The 18,304-nt window shown below is 70.9% G+C and carries 16 protein-coding genes; 6 read left to right on the forward strand and 10 right to left on the reverse strand.

Features of this window, described 5'->3' with window-relative positions; translation table 11 throughout:
• Nucleotide 1: 1 nt before the first annotated feature.
• Entirely contained in the window at nucleotides 2–289 is a 288-nt protein-coding gene (locus NLX85_RS16540; protein ID WP_254336035.1) for a DUF2277 domain-containing protein, read from the reverse strand.
• A gap of 77 nt (nucleotides 290–366) precedes the next feature.
• Between NLX85_RS16540 and NLX85_RS16545 the strand changes: the two genes are divergently transcribed.
• The 3 genes from NLX85_RS16545 (at nucleotide 367) to NLX85_RS16555 (ending at nucleotide 2,799) form a co-directional block, all read left to right on the forward strand.
• Complete coding sequence (locus tag NLX85_RS16545; RefSeq protein ID WP_254336037.1) at nucleotides 367–1,062, forward strand: suppressor of fused domain protein; 696 nt, start codon at nucleotides 367–369, stop codon at nucleotides 1,060–1,062.
• 35 nt (nucleotides 1,063–1,097) lie between these two features.
• Nucleotides 1,098–1,478 carry a VOC family protein gene (locus tag NLX85_RS16550; RefSeq protein ID WP_254336039.1) on the forward strand — a complete coding sequence of 127 codons (381 nt, stop codon included), beginning with the start codon at nucleotides 1,098–1,100 and terminating at the stop codon, nucleotides 1,476–1,478.
• A gap of 217 nt (nucleotides 1,479–1,695) precedes the next feature.
• Nucleotides 1,696–2,799: a helix-turn-helix transcriptional regulator gene (locus NLX85_RS16555; protein ID WP_254336041.1), complete on the forward strand. Its 1,104-nt coding sequence runs from the start codon at nucleotides 1,696–1,698 to the stop codon at nucleotides 2,797–2,799.
• Between the two features lie 116 nt (nucleotides 2,800–2,915).
• Here the strand turns inward: NLX85_RS16555 and NLX85_RS16560 are convergent, their stop codons facing one another.
• The 3 genes from NLX85_RS16560 to NLX85_RS16570 all read right to left on the reverse strand — a co-directional run bounded on the left by NLX85_RS16560 (nucleotide 2,916) and on the right by NLX85_RS16570 (nucleotide 9,160).
• Entirely contained in the window at nucleotides 2,916–5,279 is a 2,364-nt protein-coding gene (locus NLX85_RS16560) for a M4 family metallopeptidase (RefSeq protein ID WP_254336042.1), read from the reverse strand.
• Nucleotides 5,280–5,532: 253 nt separating this feature from the next.
• On the reverse strand, nucleotides 5,533–8,490 hold the full coding sequence (locus NLX85_RS16565) for a M4 family metallopeptidase (protein ID WP_254336044.1): 2,958 nt from the start codon (nucleotides 8,488–8,490) through the stop codon (nucleotides 5,533–5,535).
• 154 nt (nucleotides 8,491–8,644) lie between these two features.
• The gene (locus NLX85_RS16570) at nucleotides 8,645–9,160 is read right to left on the reverse strand and encodes a polyketide cyclase (protein ID WP_254336045.1); all 516 of its coding nucleotides are present in this window, start codon (nucleotides 9,158–9,160) and stop codon (nucleotides 8,645–8,647) included.
• Between the two features lie 167 nt (nucleotides 9,161–9,327).
• Between NLX85_RS16570 and NLX85_RS16575 the strand changes: the two genes are divergently transcribed.
• Nucleotides 9,328–10,470: an N-acetylmuramoyl-L-alanine amidase gene (locus tag NLX85_RS16575; RefSeq protein ID WP_254336047.1), complete on the forward strand. Its 1,143-nt coding sequence runs from the start codon at nucleotides 9,328–9,330 to the stop codon at nucleotides 10,468–10,470.
• A gap of 180 nt (nucleotides 10,471–10,650) precedes the next feature.
• Nucleotides 10,651–11,283, forward strand: a complete 633-nt coding sequence (locus NLX85_RS16580; protein ID WP_254336049.1) for an MBL fold metallo-hydrolase — start codon at nucleotides 10,651–10,653, stop codon at nucleotides 11,281–11,283.
• A gap of 157 nt (nucleotides 11,284–11,440) precedes the next feature.
• Here the strand turns inward: NLX85_RS16580 and NLX85_RS16585 are convergent, their stop codons facing one another.
• The 6 genes from NLX85_RS16585 to NLX85_RS16610 form a co-directional block, all read right to left on the reverse strand.
• A complete protein-coding gene (locus tag NLX85_RS16585; RefSeq protein ID WP_256567058.1) occupies nucleotides 11,441–11,935 on the reverse strand; it encodes a YfbM family protein in 495 nt (164 codons plus the stop codon).
• A 108-nt stretch (nucleotides 11,936–12,043) separates the two neighbouring features.
• Nucleotides 12,044–12,691, reverse strand: a complete 648-nt coding sequence (locus NLX85_RS16590) for a response regulator transcription factor (RefSeq protein ID WP_254336052.1) — start codon at nucleotides 12,689–12,691, stop codon at nucleotides 12,044–12,046.
• 14 nt (nucleotides 12,692–12,705) lie between these two features.
• A complete protein-coding gene (locus NLX85_RS16595; RefSeq protein ID WP_254336054.1) occupies nucleotides 12,706–14,031 on the reverse strand; it encodes a sensor domain-containing protein in 1,326 nt (441 codons plus the stop codon).
• A 17-nt stretch (nucleotides 14,032–14,048) separates the two neighbouring features.
• On the reverse strand, nucleotides 14,049–14,786 hold the full coding sequence (locus tag NLX85_RS16600; protein WP_254336056.1) for an ABC transporter permease: 738 nt from the start codon (nucleotides 14,784–14,786) through the stop codon (nucleotides 14,049–14,051).
• Between the two features lie 29 nt (nucleotides 14,787–14,815).
• Complete coding sequence (locus NLX85_RS16605; RefSeq protein ID WP_254336058.1) at nucleotides 14,816–15,541, reverse strand: ABC transporter ATP-binding protein; 726 nt, start codon at nucleotides 15,539–15,541, stop codon at nucleotides 14,816–14,818.
• A 146-nt stretch (nucleotides 15,542–15,687) separates the two neighbouring features.
• Entirely contained in the window at nucleotides 15,688–16,968 is a 1,281-nt protein-coding gene (locus NLX85_RS16610; RefSeq protein ID WP_254336060.1) for a YbiU family protein, read from the reverse strand.
• Between the two features lie 92 nt (nucleotides 16,969–17,060).
• Between NLX85_RS16610 and NLX85_RS16615 the strand changes: the two genes are divergently transcribed.
• Nucleotides 17,061–18,200 (forward strand): ROK family transcriptional regulator, encoded by a 1,140-nt coding sequence (locus tag NLX85_RS16615; RefSeq protein ID WP_254336062.1) that lies wholly within the window; start codon nucleotides 17,061–17,063, stop codon nucleotides 18,198–18,200.
• Nucleotides 18,201–18,304: the final 104 nt, after the last annotated feature.

Here is an 18,304-nt window from a genome sequence, read left to right on the forward strand (position 1 = left end):
GTCAGGCAGAGGCTGACCCTCGAACACCGTACCGTTCGGCGGCGCGCGCCTTGGCCTTTGCGGCCTCCACCTCGCGGTCACGGGGCGGCGCCTTCGTCACGAGGCTGTCCAGCAGCGTCCGGGTCGCTGCCGTGACGACGCGGACCGCCTCGTCGAACGCCTCCTCGTTGGCCGCGGACGGCCGGGTCGCGCCGCTGACCTTGCGCACGTACTGGATGGCGGCGGCCTCGATCTCGTCGTCGGTCGCCGGCGGCTCGAAGTTGTGGAGCACGCGAATGTTCCTGCACATGCCTCTAAGAATGCCAGGTCGGGCGGACACCGGTGGACGGGTGGCGTCCGACCTGCCGTGGCCTAGGCTGCGTCGTCATGGACGAGCCGCGCGGGTCAGGGGTACTCCGTCATCAGTCGCTGCACGAGGGGTTCGTGCCGGCGCAGGGCCCGCAGCAGGCCTTCGCCGACGCGATCGACCGGCACATCGAGGAGCACTTCGGGCCTGTCGAGTTCGTCTACCACGAGATCGCCTCGCACCTGGTCGGTGTGCACATTCATGTCGTGGCGCCGACCGAGGAACGCCCGTACCGCACGCTGATCACGTCCGGGATGAGCGAGCTGCCGATGGCGGTGCCGGAGGGCCACGGCATCAGCCCGTACGCCGAGCTGATGCTCAGCCTGCCCCTTGACTGGCCGCTGGACGAGGTGACCGGGCGCGACGGTGCAGGTGGGTGGCCGCTGCGTGTCCTCAAGCAGGTGGCGCGGCTGCCGCACGAGTACGGGACCTGGATCGGCGAGTGGCATTCCGTGCCGAACGGTGAACCCGCGCTGCCGTACGCCGCGGGCACCCCGTTCGCCGGAGTCGTCGTGGCGCCGATGCTGCGTGTGCCACCCGAGGCTCGGGCGATCGACGTCGCCGGCGGCGTACGGATCGCGCTGCTCGCGCTGATCCCTCTGCACCCGGACGAGCTGGCGGTCAAGGTCGAACGCGGCACCGACGCGCTCATCGAGGTGCTTGATCGCGGTCGCGTCAGCGAATTGCTGGATCCGCGGCGGCCCTCGTACGCCTGACCGCATACTGACCGCCGCGACCGACCATGAAGGAGGTGGCCGCTGTGCCGATCGGTCGGCTCCACCATCTGATCGTCGACTGCCCGGATCCGATGATCGAGGCGCGTTTCTGGAGCGCCGTCCTCGGCGACCCGATCACCTACGCGGACGAGGACTTCGTCGTCGTGTCGGCCAGCACGGCTGCGTCCGGGCTGGCGTTTCAGCGCGCCGCCGACCTGACGCCGCCCACATGGCCGGAGCCGGCGGTGCCGCAGCAGATGCACCTCGACGTGATGGTTGACGACCAGGCCGCGGCAGCGGAGGCAGTGCTCGCGCTGGGCGCGCGGCCGCTGCCCGGCGATCACGTGTACGCCGATCCGGCCGGCCACCCGTTCTGCCTGATCAAACGCCCTACCTGGGCGCCACCCGTGGCTTGAGCCGTCGACCGCGCGATCTCGGTTCTCCGGCTCGACGTCCATCGGCTGGTAAGGGGGCCCTGGATTGCCATTGCGGCTGGTAGAACTTGCACCGGCTGCACAGCGGCCTGGGCCACCGGAGTCCCGCCGACCACGAGGCCGCCCTTTCGGCGGGACCACCACACCGTTGGGGTCCGCCACGGCGGAACGAGCTCAGAGCACAGGAGTGTCAGAACGGATGGACGGAACCGCAGGCAACCCGTGGGCGGTGACCGGTCTGGATCCACTGGCCGGGCGGGTGTTGGAGCATCTGGTGACCGTGCCGTCCACGGACGTCGCCGAGGTGGCGGCGGCCGTCGGGGTGTCAGCGGCAGAGGCGGAACGGGCACTGCGGCACCTCGCGGACTCCGCACTGGTGCTGCAGATCGATGGCACGGCACCGCGATGGGCGGCCGGTCCCCCACGGTCATCGCTCAGCGCCCTGCTGGCTCGGCGGCGGGCCGAACTGGCCCGCGTCGAGGGCCTCGTGGATCGGCTCCACGAGGTGTACGAGGCGGTGTCCGGGCCGCGCGCGGCGCACCTGGTGGAGGTGCTGGAGCGCGAGGACGAGGTGCCGGCGCGCTACGGTCAGCTGCTGAAGGGGACTTCCGTCGAGGTACTGCACCTGGCCAAGCCGCCGTATGTGACGGCCGCGCAGGCGTCCGTCAGGGCGCCGGGAGTGGCGCCCGGAGTGCGGATGCGGTCGGTGTACGAGACGGAGGGCTTCACCGACGCCGTGTCGCTCACGACGGCGCTGCGCGGGACGGGTCAGGGCGGGGAACTGCGGCTGGCGTCAGGGCTGCCGGTGAAGTTGGTGGTGTTCGACCGGGCGGCGGCTCTGCTGCCGGTGCGCGGGGATCGCCCGGCGGCCGGCTCGTTGGTGGTGCACTCCCCCGCGCTGGTGGTGGCGCTGGTGGCGCTTTTCGAGAGCGTGTGGGAACGCGCCGAACCGGTGTCCCTGGCGAGCCGACACGACGGGCCGGCCCCGAAGGGCAGTCCGACGACCGTCGAGCCGGACCAGCGGACACGGGAGATCCTGCACATGATGGCCACCGGGCTGAAGGACGAGGCGATCGCCCGGGTGCTCAAGGTGAGCCGCCGTACCGTGCAGAAACATGTCAGCGACGCGGGTTTCCTGCTCGGCGCCCGGACCCGGTTCCAGATCGCGCTGCTGGCGGCGGAGCGGGGGTGGCTGAGGGAGTCGGTGGGGACGGGACGCCGCACCGGGCCTGCCGGTCCGGCGCCGGCAGCCGCCCCTCCATTTCCCGCCATGCCGGCCCCGGTCCCGACAGACGCTCGTTGAACGGGCAGCCCCGGTCGAGGCGCACGGCCCCGCCGGGTCACCAGAGGCGGTGACCAGGCGGGGCCGTTACGGCCTCCACCGGGGCGGACGCCGGTCTCGTCCGTTGAGCCGGAGCCTCAGAAGGTCAGGCTCCAGCGCTGGAGATGGCCCGCATCCAGGTCGAAGATGCCCGGGGTGCCGTCGGTGACGCGCAGCTTCCAGGTGCCGACGGCCGGGACCGCCGAGGCATCGACCGTGTACGTCTCGTGCAGCTCGGGCGTGAGCACCCAGGGTCCCCACGGCTTGACGGTGAGGACGGTGCCGTCGGGAGCGATCAGGTCGATCACCATGGCATTGCTGAACATGTGGTCGAGATCGACGGTGACCTTGAGGTCACCCGGTGCGTTGCCCGGCCTTCCCCGGACGACCAGCGGAGACTCGACCACGCCGTTCTCGGGGATCAGGTACCGGGTGGGGTTGACGAAGAAGTGTCCGCCGGATTCGAGGGCGCTCCAGGTGAACGAGAGGCTCCGGGTGTTTCCGGCCGCGTCCGTGATGACGATGACCGAGCCGTAGTCGCCGGCCTTGTCCGGCGTGCCGGTGATCAGGCCGGTGGTGCGGTCGATCGACAGGCCCCGGGGCAGCGTCTTGGCGGAGTAGGTCAGCGTGCCGGGACGGCTGCTGTATGCGGTGATCTGGCGGCTGACCGGCTGACCGACCGCCACCGGCTCGGTCGGCAGCGGCTCCACGGCGATGTGGTTGACGAACCGGATCCCGACGTTGACGCCCGCCCAGGCGTTGGCCACGGCCTCGGAGGCGTCGCTGTCCGGACCGTAGAGGTCCGCGGCGGCCCGGAGCGTCGCGGCCCGCGCGCCCGGGTAGTCGGTGGTGCTGGTCATGTAGACGGTGAGCGCGCGGTACACGACGGCGGCGGCGTCGGTGAGACCGATGCCTGCCACGGGCAGCCCGTCGTACGTGGGGCTGTCGTAGTCCACGCCGTTGATGGTCTTCTGCCCGCTGCCCTCGGCGAGCAGGTAGAAGAAGTGGTCCCCCACCCCGGCCGCCATGTGCGCTTCCTCCCACTTCAGCTGCGGCGTCCAGTAGTCCCGGGGCGGGTAGCCGACGGCGCTGACGCCGGCCTTCGAGGGACGGTCCATGTACCGGATGGGCTTGCCGTCACCGTGCAGGTCGTCCAACTCGGCCATCAGGTAGTCGGGCACGTCGTTGGGGTTGTCGGCGTAGAACTCCACGGCGGCGGCCATCATGTCGCTGATCGCCTCGTTGAGGGCCGGCGATTCGCCGAAGTTGCCCAGCCCCGCCGTGGCGGAGGTGACCCCGTGCGCCATCTCGTGCGCGGCGATGTCCAGGGACGTCACCGGGTGCTGCCCGTCCGCGCCGTCGCCGTAGCTCATGCAGAAGCAGCCGTCCTGCCAGTTGGCGTTGGCCAGGTTGACCCCTTGCACGGACTGGTAGTGGACCCGGGAGTAGCTGCCGCGGCCGTCGTCGGCGATGCCGTTGCGGCCGAAGCGGTCACGGTAGAAGTCCCAGGTCGTCCGCGCGCCGTACGCCGCGTCCACCGCCGCGGTCTGCGGGTTCGCCGCCGTACCGTCGCCCCACACGTCGTCACTGTCGATGAACAGGACCCCACTGGACTTGACGCTCGCGTCGAGGGTCCGGTGACCACCGCGCTCCGGATCGATCAGGGCGTACGTGCCGTCGTCCTGGCGGGTGGAGCCGATCGTGACCGGCCCGCTGTAGAGGCCGTTGCCCTCGGCGGACTTCACGTGCTCGGCATTGTTCAGGACGGCGTCGCTCGTGGCATCGGTCACGACGTGACGCTCGCTGGGGGAACCGTCCTGCTGCACGCCGGTGACGACCGTCTCCCAGGCCAGCTTCGGCCCGGCGCCCATCATCCAGACGACCTGGCGGGGGGCGGTGGGCGTGCCCGCCTTGCGGGTGCCCTTCTCCTCGGCCCTGCTCAGGGCCCCCTTCTTCGCCGTGGCCGCCGACACCTTCGGCGTGGTCGTCGCCAGGGCCAGCTTCTTCTCGGAGGCGTAGGTGACGGTGGGGGCCCCGCGCCGCTGGTGCACCACCAGGTCACCGCCGATCACGGGCAGTCCGGCGTAGGTCCGCTCGTAGCGGGTGTGGACCGTCCCGTCGGCGTCCTGGATCACGTCCGTCGGGATCAGCTTCTCCGTGGGACCGAGACGCAGGGCGCGGGCGGTGTCCGACGCCGCCCCGGCGGCCTGGTCGAGCAGCCGTCGGCGCTGCGCGGGCGAGAGGTGCACGGTCCCGGCCCCCGGCCTGGCTGTCGCCTTGATCTGCGGGAGCGCTCCGGTGTTCCGGCCTCCGGAGGCGTCGGCGGTGGGGGCGGCGCCGGCCGAGGCGGGCAGCGCGGAGAACGCGAGTGCCGCGGCCGTGATCACCACGGTCCCGGCCAGGCGCCGTCGGGGCCGGTGCGAACCCTGCGGGGACGCGGTCCGGTTACTGGGGGAAGTCAATCTGAGGTCCTTCCGTTCGGCCGTCTGCCGATGACGACAGCCGCGCACAGCGCGACTCATGGGAGCGCGCCCGCGGCTCGCACTGACCTTCGCTGCCACACGCGCACCGTGACAAGGAGAAGACCGCGGGGAATACGTGCAGTTGCGCAGGTGTGAAACCGCACCCTCGGCCCTCTGCTGCTCCCGGCGCGACGACGCGCCGGGACCGCAGGGTCCCGGCGCGTCGTCGTGGAGCGCCCTTTCCAGGGAGGGCTCACTCGCAGGACTTGGCGCCCTTCGCGTACGCCAGGCCGAAGCCGCCCGCCGACGAGTCCATGAAGATCACCTCGCGGCCCGCGCCCGCCGTCGCGAACATCTGCGCACCCGGGCTGCACGACGCCGGGCCGACGTACGTCCCGGTGAACGTGTACTGCTTGAGCTTCGGGTTGAGCGCGTTGTCCGGGTAGCCGCCGGTCGAGAGCCAGAGGTCCGCGGGGGCCTCCTCGGTGACCGTGAGGGTCGTGTCGGACAGCGTGAGGACGTCGGCACGGATCGCCTGCGGGGAGTTCTCCTCGAAGAGCAGGTGGCTGGTGCCCGTGGCGAAGTCGAAGAGCCGCACGGAGTCGTTGAACGTCCCCTTGCTCCACTGGCCGTCGACGTAGTGGCCGTAGTCGCGGTTGATCACCCAGGCGACGCCGGTGCCGGACACCTGGGGGTAGCTCATCGTCTCGGCGCCCGGGTCACCGCCGGCGAAGGTCGTCTTCCCGGTCGCGACGTCGTACACCTCGACGCCCAGCGACCACCAGGTGCCGTCGGGGTTGGGCTGCGCGTAGTCCTCGTACCGGACGTAGGAGATCTTCCCGTTCCTGACGCTCGGCGCCGTCGCGTTCCCGACCCAGTCGGGGTGCGCGAGGGTGTGGACGGTCCGCGAGGTGCCCTGCAGGTAGCGCACGACGTCGCGGTACCCCTGCTCCGGGTCGTACTGGCTCCACGCGACGACGTCGCCGTCGAAGCCCAGGCCGTTGATCCGGTACGGGGAGCTGTAGATCTCCTCGACGTGGCCGCCGCCGACGGGCGCCGACAGGATGCGGTTGGTCTCCCAGGTCGGCGAGCCGGGGTCGCCCGCGATCGACAGCCACACGACCCGCTTGCCATCGGTGTACGGGAAGGTGTGGTTGTTCCCGTCGTTCGGGGAGATCCGGTACGGCGCGACCTTGCCGTCGGTCCGGCCCACCCAGATCGACATCGGCTCGGTACGGTTCGCGTCCGACCGCGGCACGGTGAACCAGCCGGCGGCCATGCTCGCCTTGGTGTCGCTGTACAACCCGGTGTTGAGCCGGTCGATCAGCAGGTCGGTGTTCTTGCCGTACAAGCCGGCCTTCCACTTCGCGGTGATCCCGCGCGAGTCGAACGCCGCCCGCACGACCGTGAGGTCCTTGTTGCTGAGGCCGAAGGACCTGGCGGAGGCGAGCACCGCCTCGCGGGCGTCGACGAAGTCGGACATGGGCGCGAGGTAGTCGGTGAGCGCCCGGTAGACGATCTTGTCGGCGACCGCGCCGCCGAACGTCTGGCGCAGGTCCCACAGCGCCCCGGACACGATCGTCGAGTTGAGGTGGACGCCGCCGTCGTCCATCTGCGGCGTGTCCATGAGGTGCTGGAAGTCCGCCGTCGTGGCACCGTCGTCGAGGTTGCGCAGGGCGCACCTGGTGGGCGCCAGGGTGCGGCAGAGGTCGCCGCCGATCAGGCTCGCCTCGGGGTCGGACATCGGCGTGCCCGCCGCGTCGAGGTCGATGGCGTTGCCGAAGTAGTCGGCGATCGCCTCGTTGAGCGCCCCCGGCTGGCCGGCGTACACCAGGCTGGCGGAGTTCTCCACCACACCGTGCGTCATCTCGTGGCCCACGACGTCCGGGTCGGCAGCCAGCGGCAGGTACTCGTCGTCGCCGCTGCCGTACACCATCCGGGTGCCGTCCCAGTAGGCGTTGACGAACGGGTAGCCACCGTAGGTGATGCCGACGATCGAGTTGATCGGCATGCCGTCGTCGTCCAGGCTGTTGCGTCCGAGCTTCGCCTGGAACCACTCGAACACCTGCGCGGCATCCCAGGCCGCGTCCACGGCCCCGGCGTCGGTCAGGTCCGCGCCGAGCGTGCTCGACGGCGACGCGAACGGCCCCACGCCCTCGGGCAACTGGCCGTCGAGCAGCTCGTAGTAGTCCCGGCCCCGAGCGTCCCAGGTGGTGATCCGCACCGTCCGGCCGTCGGGAAGGGTGTGGGTCTGGTCGATCATGAAGTAGGAGCTCGCGTCAGCGCTCCGGACGAGCGGGACCGGCACCGTGGCGCCGTGCAGGCTCCTGCCCTCGCCGACAACCGGCGTCGTGCCGTCGCCCGACGGGGACGGCTCCGTCACGGTCCGCGGCGCGACGGCGGTGCCGCCGGCGGCCAGGGCGGCGGCCTGCTGCGCGGTGGCGAAGGGCTTGATCCGGCTGACGCTGAGCAGCGTCACCCCGTTCGTCGCGCCCACGTACACGTCGCGGAGCACGGGCTGACCCGTGACGACGTCCTTGCCCTGGACGAGCACGCGCCGCGCGAGCACGCCGGTGCCGGTCGGCATGACGACGAGCCCATGGTCGGTGCCGCTCAAGTCGGCGTGGGCCGCGTCGGGCTTCGTGCCGGGCCGCGGGGCGCCGGCCACGACGGCCGCACCGGGGTGCAGGCTCCTGCGCACGTCCTCGACCGCTCGGGAAGTGGCGACGTCCGCGGGCATCGGGGTGCGGGTCGTGTCGACGTCGAGGTCCGTGAAGTAGGTGCCCGACGTGCCGGTCACCGCGCGCTTGCCGGCCCTCTTCTCCATCCGCACCACGTACTGGGCGCCGAACACGGGCAGGCCCTTGTACCTCTGGTTCAGCCGGACCGTCTCCCGCGCGCCCCGCGTGTCGACGCGCGCGGTGGTGAGCGTGCCGGCCGGGTCGGTGATCTTGTAGCGGTCCTTGTGGCCCGCGAGGTGGGCCTTGGCGGCCTTGTCCGGTGCGATCGTGGCGTCGACCGGGTCGGCCAGGTCGTCCACGAGCGCGGGGGTGTCCGTAGCGGGCGCCACGGTGGCCGGAACGGAAGCCTCCGCGGCCGTCGTCGTGCCCGTCGCCGACGGGGTCGCCGCGTTCGCGGCCTGGGCGGTGGTTCCGAGGAGGGCGGCCGCCGCCAGGACGGCGAGGGCAGGTGGTGCCGTGAGTCTGCGCATCTGTTGCTCCTGCAAGGTGGTCCAGCGCCCGGCCGGCTCCTTGCGGCACGGGGTTCGCTCACCCTCGCCGCGCTGTCGTCAGCGGCACAAGAACGACTTTGCGCATCTGCACAAGTAGGAAGCTCCGCAGCGGCGGGCCTGGTCGTCGCCGTCCTCAGTCCGTGGCCGGTCCCTGATGGTGGCGTTCGGCGAGCCGCTTCAGGTTCAACAGCTGCCGTCGAGCCATGACCAGGTCACCGAGGGACAGCCCGAGGGCGGCCCAGCGGGTCGTCCGCATGACGACCTTGAGCAGCAGCCGCGTCGTGTCGGGCTCCTGGGGCACCAGGACGTACGACATGAAGGCGCCCATGATGGTGCTGGTCAGCTGCCGGCCGGGGTCGACCGAGACGATCCTGCCCAGCTTCCGTCCGCCGGCAGTGGTGAAAGCCTCGCCGACTCGGGGCTCGGGCAGACCCACCAACCGTCGGGGTGAGCGGCGGCCGAGGTTGTCGATCCAGTCATACGAGTACGGCGCGAGCCGCACCTGCGCCAGCCACGGCCACACCGCGGCGGCGGGCGCTTCGATGTGCACTCCCCGCCACGCCTGCAGGGTGGGCGAGACGACGAAGTCGTCGCACGGATAGGAACGCATTGTCTCGCCGTCAGTCACGCCCCACCGGTCACCGATCATCCCTCCATCTTCCACAGCCGATATCCGAACCCGGAACCTGTTGAAAATTGCCGATCGGTGCGATGGAATGGTCGAAATATTTCAGCCCGCACCGACATGCATCGACATTGTCCGCCGGCCCACACCAGTCGGTCGTTGTGGTTCCACACCCGCCATGGAGGCAGCGCATGTCAGCTCATCGGCACGAGGTCGATCGCCGCACCCTGCTCAAGGCGGGTCTGGGTACGGGGATCGCGGCGATCGTCGGCACCGAGGTGTTCACGGCGGCACCGGCGGGTGCGGCGCCCAGCGCCCTGTTCCCCTGGGTCATCGATTGCGACACATGGGGTGCGCGCCCGCCGAGGGGAACGATCCAGATCACCGGCAACACCACCAACAAGATCATCCTGCACCACATGGCGTTCCCGAACGTCGCGGACTACTCGCGCGACCATGCGATGCAACTGGCGCGGGACTGCCAGAACCTGCACATGGACGTCAACGGCTGGGCGGACACCGGACAGCACTTCACGGTCAGCCGTGGCGGCTACGTGCTGGAGGGTCGTCACCGCAGCCTGCAGACGCTCGACACGGGCGGGCACCAGGTCATCGCCGCACACTGCCCCGGCGAGAACGGGAACGCGATCGGGATCGAGAACGAGGGCACGTACATCACCGAGACCCCGCCCGACGCCCTCCTCGACTCGCTGGTGACGCTGTGCGCCGCAGTGTGCCAGCAGTTCCGGCTGCAGCCGTGGGACATCTTCGGCCACGGGGACTTCTATACGACCCAGTGCCCGGGCACCGCCTTCTACCGGCTGTTTCCGATGGTCCGCTCACGTGTCGCGGCAGCACTCGGCACCCAACGTGCGGACATCCCCGCACGCCGGTGGCCGGACATCTGGCGCTTCGTCGACGGCCCGGTCGTGCAGGTCGCGCAGTACCTGCTCGCAGACCTCGGCTACCCGCTGACCCCGAACGGCGACTTCGGCTACGACATGAACGCCGCCGTGGCGGACTTCCAGGCCAACCACGGGATTCGGGTCGACCCGGACGCGACCTTCGACGCCGCCACCTGGGAGGCGCTCGTGCCGACACTCGACAAGGACGCCGTCGGCCTTCCCGTCAACGCGCTGCAGTTCATGCTCGGCCGCAAGGGGTACGACGACGTCACGACAAGTGGCGAATTCGACCACAACACCATGAAGGCGGTCCAGGACATGCAGCGCCTGCACGGCCTGGTACCCAATGGAAAGGTCGACGTGGACACGTGGTGCGCAGTTGTCGGTGGCACCGTCCGTTCAGCCTTCCAGCGAGTGGACGCCGCCTAGGAGCGTGTCTCAGTAACCGGCACCCGCGTGTGTCTTGTGATCATGCATTCAGGATGATCCCGATTCGCGTGATGGAAACGGGCCGTTCGAGCTGGTTGTCACGCGGTGGAACAGCCTGATCTCCGACACGGCCTGATCGAACAGGGCCACGCCTTCGACCGTCCCTGCCATAGTGGGCGCATGAACTTGATCAAATATGGCCACGCCTGTGTGCGCCTGGAGGCGGACGACCGGGTACTGCTGATCGACCCGGGGACGTTCTCGGAGGCCGAAGCGCTCGACGGGGTCGACGAGGTGCTGGTGACGCACGAGCACCCCGACCACCTCGACATCGCCAAGCTCGTGGCGGCGAGTCAGCGCAACTCCGCGTTCCGGGTGTACCTGCCGTCGGCAGCGATCGAGTCGGCCCCCGAGCTGGGCGACGCAGCGGTCGCCGTCGATGCGGGGCAGCGGTTCACAGCGGCCGGGTTCGCCGTCGACGTCGTGGGCGGGGCACACGCCGAGATCTACGACGGTCTGCCCGGCTGCGCCAACGTCGGTTTCGTCGTCGACAGCACGGTCTACCACCCGGGCGACTCGCTGTTCGTCCCGCCGTCGCCGGTGGCGACGCTGCTCGTGCCGGCTGCCGCACCCTGGCTCAAGCTCTGCGAGGCGTTGGACTTCGTGCGGGCGGTGCGGCCGAAGCGGGCGTTCCCGATCCACGACGCCACGCTCAACGAGCTCGGCCAGGAGTACTTCGACGGCTGGTTGGACTTCAAGGGCGGCACCGAGTACGCGCGCATCCCGGTCGGCGAGTCGGTGACGATCCGTTAGGAGGATGTCACAGCAACCGGCAATCCGCGCGTCGCGGGCGCGTGCGGCAGCGGTGGGCAAGAAGTTCCGGGCGTTCGATCGCCCGGTTCCGCCGCCGTCACCTGGACGCCTTGGTCGGCTTCGAGGACGACGCCACCCGGTCAATGGGCCGTCAACGTCAGGTGATGGCCACCAGCACGGCCTGATCGTTCGCGGCTGCGGCGTTGTAGAACCGGCGCAATTCGACGAAGTGCGCCATCAGGTAGTCAAGCGCCTCGGCGCCGTCGGTCCAGATGTCGGGGTAGATCTCGGCCGCGGTCATGGCGTCCGGGTCGAAGCGGGCGCCCAGAGTCTCCACATCCAGTGCGTCCAGCTCGGTGGCCACCGCACGGACCGTGGCGCGGTCGAGTAGACGCGGAGGACCGTAGCCGCCGTCCTGGCCGATCTCGACACCACCGAGAATCGCCGCGCCAGCGCCCTCACCGATCCGCCATTCGGTGCCGGTGAGGAGGTAGTGGATGCCGTGCCACGACTTGTCCAGGTCGAGCTCCGGCTCGGGCATCTCGGCCTCGTCGTCGTCGAGGTCGCCGTAGAGCAGCGTGTCGACAGCCGTCGGGTCGGCGCGCACCGCTGCCACCTGCTCGGGCGACAGCCGGTACCCGATCAACACCATGCCCACGGGCGGCCCCTCCGATCGGCGGCGTACGGTCCTGCGGTCGACGGCTTGTCAGGCGCCACCGTACCGCCCTCACCGGCGTAGCGGCGGCAGCATCAGGTGTCGTCAGCCGCCGCTGACGTGGCGGAGGACGGCCAGGACCCGGCGGTTGTCGCTGTCCGAGGAGGGCAGGCCGAGTTTCGCGAAGATGTTCGCCACGTGCTTCTCCACGACTCCGGGGGTGATGACAAGTGCGGCCGCGATCCCGGCGTTGGAGCGCCCCTCGGCCATCAGCGACAGCACCTCACGCTCCCGGGGGGTCAGCGACGCCACCCCGGCCGTCGCCTGCCCGGCCCGCATCAGGTGACCGACCACCTCCGGATCCAGGGCGGTGCCACCGGAAGCGACCCGGGTCAGCGCGTCCACGAAGTCGGCGACGTCGGCGACGCGGTCCTTGAGCAGGTAGCCGACGCCGGTCGGCCGGTCGGCGAGCAGGCGCGTCGCGTAGCGGGTCTCCACGTACTGGGAGAACACCAGCACGCCGACGTCGGGATGGTCGCGTCGGATGTCGATGGCGGCACGCAGTCCCTCGTCGGTGTGCGTCGGTGGCATCCGGATGTCGATGATGGCGACATCCGGCGGGGTGTCGGCGATCGCCGACCGCAGCGCGTCCGCGCCGGCCACCGCGGCGGACACCTCGAACCCGCGGTCGGTGAGCAGCCGGACCAGCCCTTCGCGCATCATGGCGGCGTCCTCCGCGATCACCACCCGCATGTCGTCGCCTCCGTTCACACGTGTGTGGGCAGCTCGATCTCGACCCGGGTCGGACCGCCGGCCGGACTGTGTACGCGCATCCGACCGTCCACGACGGCGATGCGGCGGGCCAGGCCGGACAGGCCCGGACCGTCCGGGTTCGCCCCACCGACGCCGTCGTCGCTGACCGTCAACGTCAGACGCTCGCCGCGTCGCAGGACGCCGAGCCCGATCCGGGTCGCCCGGCTGTGCTTGGCCGCGTTCGCGAGCAGCTCGGCGGCGCAGAAGTAGGCGATGGTCTCGATCGCGGGCGCCGGGCGGTCGGGCAGCTCGACGTCCACCGCGACCGGGATGGCGCTGCTCGTGGCGAGGGTCGCCAGGGCGTCGCCCAAGCCGTTGTCGAGGACCGGCGGGTGGATCCCGCGTACCAGATCGCGCAGGTCGGCGAGGGCTTCCTTCGCTCCGCGGTGGGCGAGCGCGACCAGTTCGCGGGCCTGCGCGAGGTCCGGCGACGGGCCGTCGACGCCGAGCTTCTCGGTCGCCATGCCGAGGTTCATCGCCAGGGTGGCCAGCCGGATCTGCGCGCCGTCGTGCAGGTCCCGTTCCAGCCTGCGCATCATCGCGGCGGCGTCGTCGATCGCGCGGGCCCGGGTGACCTGCAGTTCGCGTACCCGCTCGGCGAGCCGACGCGGACCGAGCAGCCGGCGCATCGCGGCAAGGTCCAGTGTCGTGCCGGCCCGCATCAACCACGGTGCGATCAGCAGCATGGCGAGGCCGGCCGCGGCGATGAGCAACGCGCCGGCGAACGTCCGCGCGCCGATGGCGCCGAACGGCGTCAGCGCCCACACCGGACCGAGGCGCGTTCCGGCCGGGTGGTTGCGAAACAGCGGCCACCACACCGGGTAGCTGAGGTTGACCAGGCCGAACACGTAGCAGAACGCGCCGTAGCCCTCGGGAATGGCCAGTGGCACCTTGAGCAGGCCGTACCCGACGGCCCGCCAGCCCGGTCCGTCGGTGATCAGCGCGCTGATCCGCTTCGAGAGCCGCGGCGGCGGGGCCTCCACCTGCACGTCGAGCAGCCGGTCGGCGAGTGAGCGGTGCACGGCTCCCAGCGCGCGCCCGATCGGGGCGGCCAGCACGACCAGGAGCGCGGCGGTGAGCGGAAGCAGGACCAGGAACAGCGGGGCGACGGCAGGTGCGGGCTGCTGGGACATGGCGCCGGTCGCCCAGAGGACGAGGGCGCCCAGGGCCGGCACGAGCGCCGGTACGCTCAGGATCGCGGCCGCACTGACCACGCCGGCGAGGCAGAACACCGCCCGGCGCAGGGCCAGTGTGGTGAACGGAGCGTGCAGCGCGGTCATCAGCCCATTGTCGCCGCTCACGTGTCGCGGTGGCGGAGCAGCACGCCGCCGCACAGGATCGCTACCGCCGCGTACGCGCACATCAGCAGTGCGCTGATCCAGCCGGCGAACAGCCCGGGCACCGGCGCGGTCACCGCGATCGAGTTGAGCAGCATCAGCAGCGGCACGAAGCGGCCGACCTGGATTCCGCTCTCGCCGAACAGGCCGGTCACGATCGTCGGGACGAACAACAGACCGAACAGCGTGCCGATCGCGGCACCCGAGTGCCGCACGATCGTCCCGATGCCGACCCCGATCAGCGCGGTGAGGCCCAGATACACGCCGGTCAGCACGACCGCGCGCAGGATCGCCGGGTCTGTCAGGGGTGCGGCCGGGATGGCGGTGCCACGGATCGCGAGCTGCCCGCCCAGATAGCCAGCGAAGCTGGCGACGAGGCCGACGCCGAGTGCCGTGCCGCCGCACACGGCGACCTTCGCGGCCAGGACGATCCGACGCCGCGGGACGGCGGCGAACGTCGAGCGGATCATCCCGGTGCCGTATTCGCCGGTCACCGTCAGGACGCCGACCGCGCCGAGGAGCAGCTGAGCCACGATCGCGCCGCCGAGGCTGTTGTTCAGGATCTGGGCGGCGGTGGCGACCGGGGTGTGCGATCGGTACCCGAGTCCCACCCCGGTCCCGGCCGCGGCCATCGAGACCACCGCGGCGATCGCCAGCCACCACGTCGATCGGACGCTTCTCAGCTTGATCCGCTCCATCCGGGCCGCGTGCCGGAATCCGTACCCGTTCATGACGCTCCCACTCCGCGGTAGTCGGTGGCCTCCGAGGTGAGCCGGAAGAACGCATCCTCCAGGCTGTCGTCGCCGGCGGCGAGTTCGGTCACGGTCGTCTCGGCCAGCAGCCGGCCGCGGCCGATGACCACCAGTCGGTCGGCGGTCAGCGCCATCTCGGCGATCAGGTGGCTGGACACGAACACCGTCCGGCCTTCGGCGGCGAGCCCGCGCAGCAGGTCCCGGATCCAGCGGATGCCCTCCGGGTCCAGTCCGTTGACCGGCTCGTCGAGCAGGAGGACGCCCGGGTCGCCGAGCAGGGCAACAGCGACGCCGAGCCGCTGGCGCATGCCGAGCGAGTACGTGCCGGCACGCCGCGCCGCCGCGTCGGACAGACCGACGATGCGCAGCACCTGCTCCACCCGGGAACCGGGGATGTCGTTGCTCGCGGCCAGCGCGCTCACGTGCGCGCGGGCGCTCCGGCCGGGATGGAACGCCCCGGCGTCGAGGAGCGCTCCGACCGTCTTCAACGGCCAGTGCAGGTCCGGGTACCGCACGCCGCCGATCAGCGCCTCACCCTGGTCGGGGGCATCCAGGCCGAGGATCATGCGCATCGTCGTCGACTTGCCGGATCCGTTCGGGCCGAGGAAGCCGGTCACCACTCCCGGCTGCACCCGGACGCTCAGCCCGTCCACGGCGACCCGGTCGCCGTAGCGTTTCGTCAGCTCACGTAGTTCGATCACACCACCGACGCTAGGCAGCGCCGTCGGCGGTCAGAAGCCGGAAACCATCCGACTCCGCCTGGGGGTTTTCCACCCCCACGCGGTCCGGGCCCAGGTGGCGGCCGGCTACAGGTCGCCATGTCGAGGTCCAGCCCTGGCAGATCGGGTCACACCCGGTCGAGGCCGAGACCGCGGCGGCCGATCTCGTTGAGGTCCTCGACCCGGAAGCGGTTGGGCCAGTCCCGCTCATAGTGCTCGGGCGGGAAGTCGCTAGGGCTCGACCCGGTCAGGAACGCCTCTCGCACCTTCGCCGCGTACTGCTCGTTACGCGGGCACCAGGGCGCGGCGGGGATGTACATGACGTTGCCCCAGCCCTTCTGGTTCTCGACGGGGGCCACGCTGTGGATCATGTCGCAGTGCCACCAGACGGAGTCGCCGGCCTTCACGTCGGGGATGCCGGCGAGGGCCTCCATGAGCGGGGCATGCCACTTGTGGCCGGCCGGGAAGACCTGGTTGACGGTGACGCCGCACATGTCGTCGTCGGGCACGTCGTCGAGCAGCGGGCGCAGCATCAGGTAGGCCATCGCCTCGGGGATCGGCACGGTGTGCAGGACGCCCTGGTCATGGTCCATGTCGGACAGCGCGGTCCACCCCTGGAAGGTGCGGAAGGCCGAGCACATGGTCGAGCCGGGATACTGTGGTCCGGCGGTGCGGTAGGCCGCGTCCCACGGGTCGTACCGCTCGACACTGCCGTCGAACAGGTGCCGGAACGCCTTCTGGTAGGCCTGGGTCATCCACAGGTCGAGGGTGCCGGGGTCGAGGTGCGTGCCGAGGCCGGCTGAGTCGGCGCCCTCGGGCCGGCGGCGGATGCGGTCGGGGTACAGCGAGTCGCGGTCGGGGTCGAACCACCGCACACCGTCGGACTCGTGCTTCCACTGGCCGTTGAGGAACGCCTGGACGGTGGCCATGCGCTCGCTCTGCCGGGCCTGCATCTGCGCGGGCGACCAGTAGATCGGGTAGATCTCGGGCTTGGACCCCACGCTGCCGAAGAAGTCGTCGCCGGGACCGCGGTAGTTCTCGAAGAAGCGGTTGCTCTCGACGTAGTCGACGATGTCCCGGTCCCAGGCCAGGGCCTGATCACGGTCGAAGTGGCCACGCACGACCAGGCAGCCGCGGCGTCGCAGCAGGGCGAGCTGCTCGTCCGGGACGGCGCCGGCGGCGATGTCGGCGTACTCGATGACCGGCCAGATCGTCTCTCCCCGGCGGCGGGCCGCGGAGACGTCGTCGACCGCGGCCTGGACGCGCTGCTCGACGACCGAGAAGACCTCCTCGACCGTCCGGCCGGAGGCGGCGATCCGCTCCCGCAGCGCCTTCTTGATCTCGCGGGTCGCGGCCGTGAGGTCGGCCGGTGTCTCCTCCCAGTGCGGCAGCGCGGCAGTCGTCGACACGGCAGCTCCTTTTCAAGTGAGCCTTACTTACTTGAAAAGGACTGTAGGCGCTCTCCTCGCTTCAAGGCAAGGGCCCTGACTAGAATCGCGGCGTGGAATCCACCAAGCCGTCAGTGGATCTGGTCCGGTCGCTGACCGACGAGCACGTCCTGCGGGCACTGATGGAGCACCGCCGCCTCACGCGAGCCGAACTCGCCGTCGAGATCGGCATCTCCAAGCCGACCGCCGGTGAGAGCGTCCGCCGGCTGACCGAGCTCGGGCTGCTGGCCGACACCGGGGAACGCACGCCGGGCGGGCGCGGCCGCGGCCGGGTGGGTTCGTACTACGCGCTGGCGCCGACGGTGGGGGTGGCGCTGGCGGTCACGATCGCCCCGGAAGGCGTGGTGGCGGAGTGCGTGGACGTCTACGGCGACACCGTGACCCGCGCGGTTCGCCCGATCGACCGGCCTGCCCGGCCCAGCCAGGTCTCGTCGGCGTTGCGTGCGGCGGCGGCGGAGGCGGGCGCCACCGCCGGGCAGCCGGCCCGGTTGGCCGTCGTCGGAGCGGCCGACCCGGTGGACCGTGCCACCGGCCGTCTGGTGCAACTGCCCGACGCGCCCTTCCTGGTCGGCGAGCTGGACCCGGTCGCTGTCCTCGCCCCTTTCGCCGAGGGACCGGTCGTGGTCGACAACGACGTGAACTGGGCGGCCCTGGCGGAGCGCGACCGTGTCGGCGCGGAGCAGCTGCGCGACTTCGCGTACCTCTATCTGGGCGAGGGCCTCGGATGTGCGATCGTCAACGACGGCGAGGTCCGGCGCGGGGGTGCCGGCCTGACCGGTGAGATCGCCCATGTGGTGACTGCCGGGCCGGGCGGTCGGGCGCTCCGGTTCATCGAGCTGTTCGAAGACCTGGGTCTGCGCCTCAGCGGGTCCACGGCAATCGACACCGAGCGGCTCCTCGACAGCGCGGCAGCCACGCACGAGACCATCGGCACGGCCGTCAGCGGGGTCGTCGCCGCCGTGGTCGCGCTCGCCGACCCGCAGGAGGTCGTCGTCGGCGGATCGTGGGGCCCGGCGTTGATCGACAGCATCCGTGCGGCGACCGCCCTGATGCCGCGACAGGTGTCCGTCCGGCCCGCCCAGTTGAGCAGTGAGCCGGTCCTGGTCGGAGTGCGAGCCGAGGCCCTTCGGCGCCTGCGGTCGTCGGTCACCGCCAGCAGCCGACCGGAACGGACAGCTGACCGACCAACCTGAGTGGCACCGCAGCATGGGCGTCCGGCCACCACCGGTTCCAGCCAGGACGCCGGATGCCGCCGCGGCATCGCCAGGTACACCGTCACGCACAGTAGGGAACCGCA

The sequence above is a fragment of the Micromonospora sp. A3M-1-15 genome (assembly GCF_024213425.1).
Lineage (GTDB): Bacteria > Actinomycetota > Actinomycetes > Mycobacteriales > Micromonosporaceae > Micromonospora > Micromonospora chersina.

What these genes read in the sequence shown, in the direction of transcription:
- NLX85_RS16540 (WP_254336035.1), bottom strand. Translation starts at nt 289, where the DNA reads ATGTGCAGGAACATTCGCGTGCTCCACAACTTCGAGCCGCCGGCGACC.
- NLX85_RS16545 (WP_254336037.1), top strand. Translation starts at nt 367, where the DNA reads ATGGACGAGCCGCGCGGGTCAGGGGTACTCCGTCATCAGTCGCTGCAC.
- NLX85_RS16555 (WP_254336041.1), top strand. Translation starts at nt 1,696, where the DNA reads ATGGACGGAACCGCAGGCAACCCGTGGGCGGTGACCGGTCTGGATCCA.
- NLX85_RS16565 (WP_254336044.1), bottom strand. Translation starts at nt 8,490, where the DNA reads ATGCGCAGACTCACGGCACCACCTGCCCTCGCCGTCCTGGCGGCGGCC.
- NLX85_RS16570 (WP_254336045.1), bottom strand. Translation starts at nt 9,160, where the DNA reads ATGATCGGTGACCGGTGGGGCGTGACTGACGGCGAGACAATGCGTTCC.
- NLX85_RS16575 (WP_254336047.1), top strand. Translation starts at nt 9,328, where the DNA reads ATGTCAGCTCATCGGCACGAGGTCGATCGCCGCACCCTGCTCAAGGCG.
- NLX85_RS16580 (WP_254336049.1), top strand. Translation starts at nt 10,651, where the DNA reads ATGAACTTGATCAAATATGGCCACGCCTGTGTGCGCCTGGAGGCGGAC.
- NLX85_RS16585 (WP_256567058.1), bottom strand. Translation starts at nt 11,935, where the DNA reads ATGGTGTTGATCGGGTACCGGCTGTCGCCCGAGCAGGTGGCAGCGGTG.
- NLX85_RS16590 (WP_254336052.1), bottom strand. Translation starts at nt 12,691, where the DNA reads ATGCGGGTGGTGATCGCGGAGGACGCCGCCATGATGCGCGAAGGGCTG.
- NLX85_RS16595 (WP_254336054.1), bottom strand. Translation starts at nt 14,031, where the DNA reads ATGACCGCGCTGCACGCTCCGTTCACCACACTGGCCCTGCGCCGGGCG.
- NLX85_RS16600 (WP_254336056.1), bottom strand. Translation starts at nt 14,786, where the DNA reads ATGGAGCGGATCAAGCTGAGAAGCGTCCGATCGACGTGGTGGCTGGCG.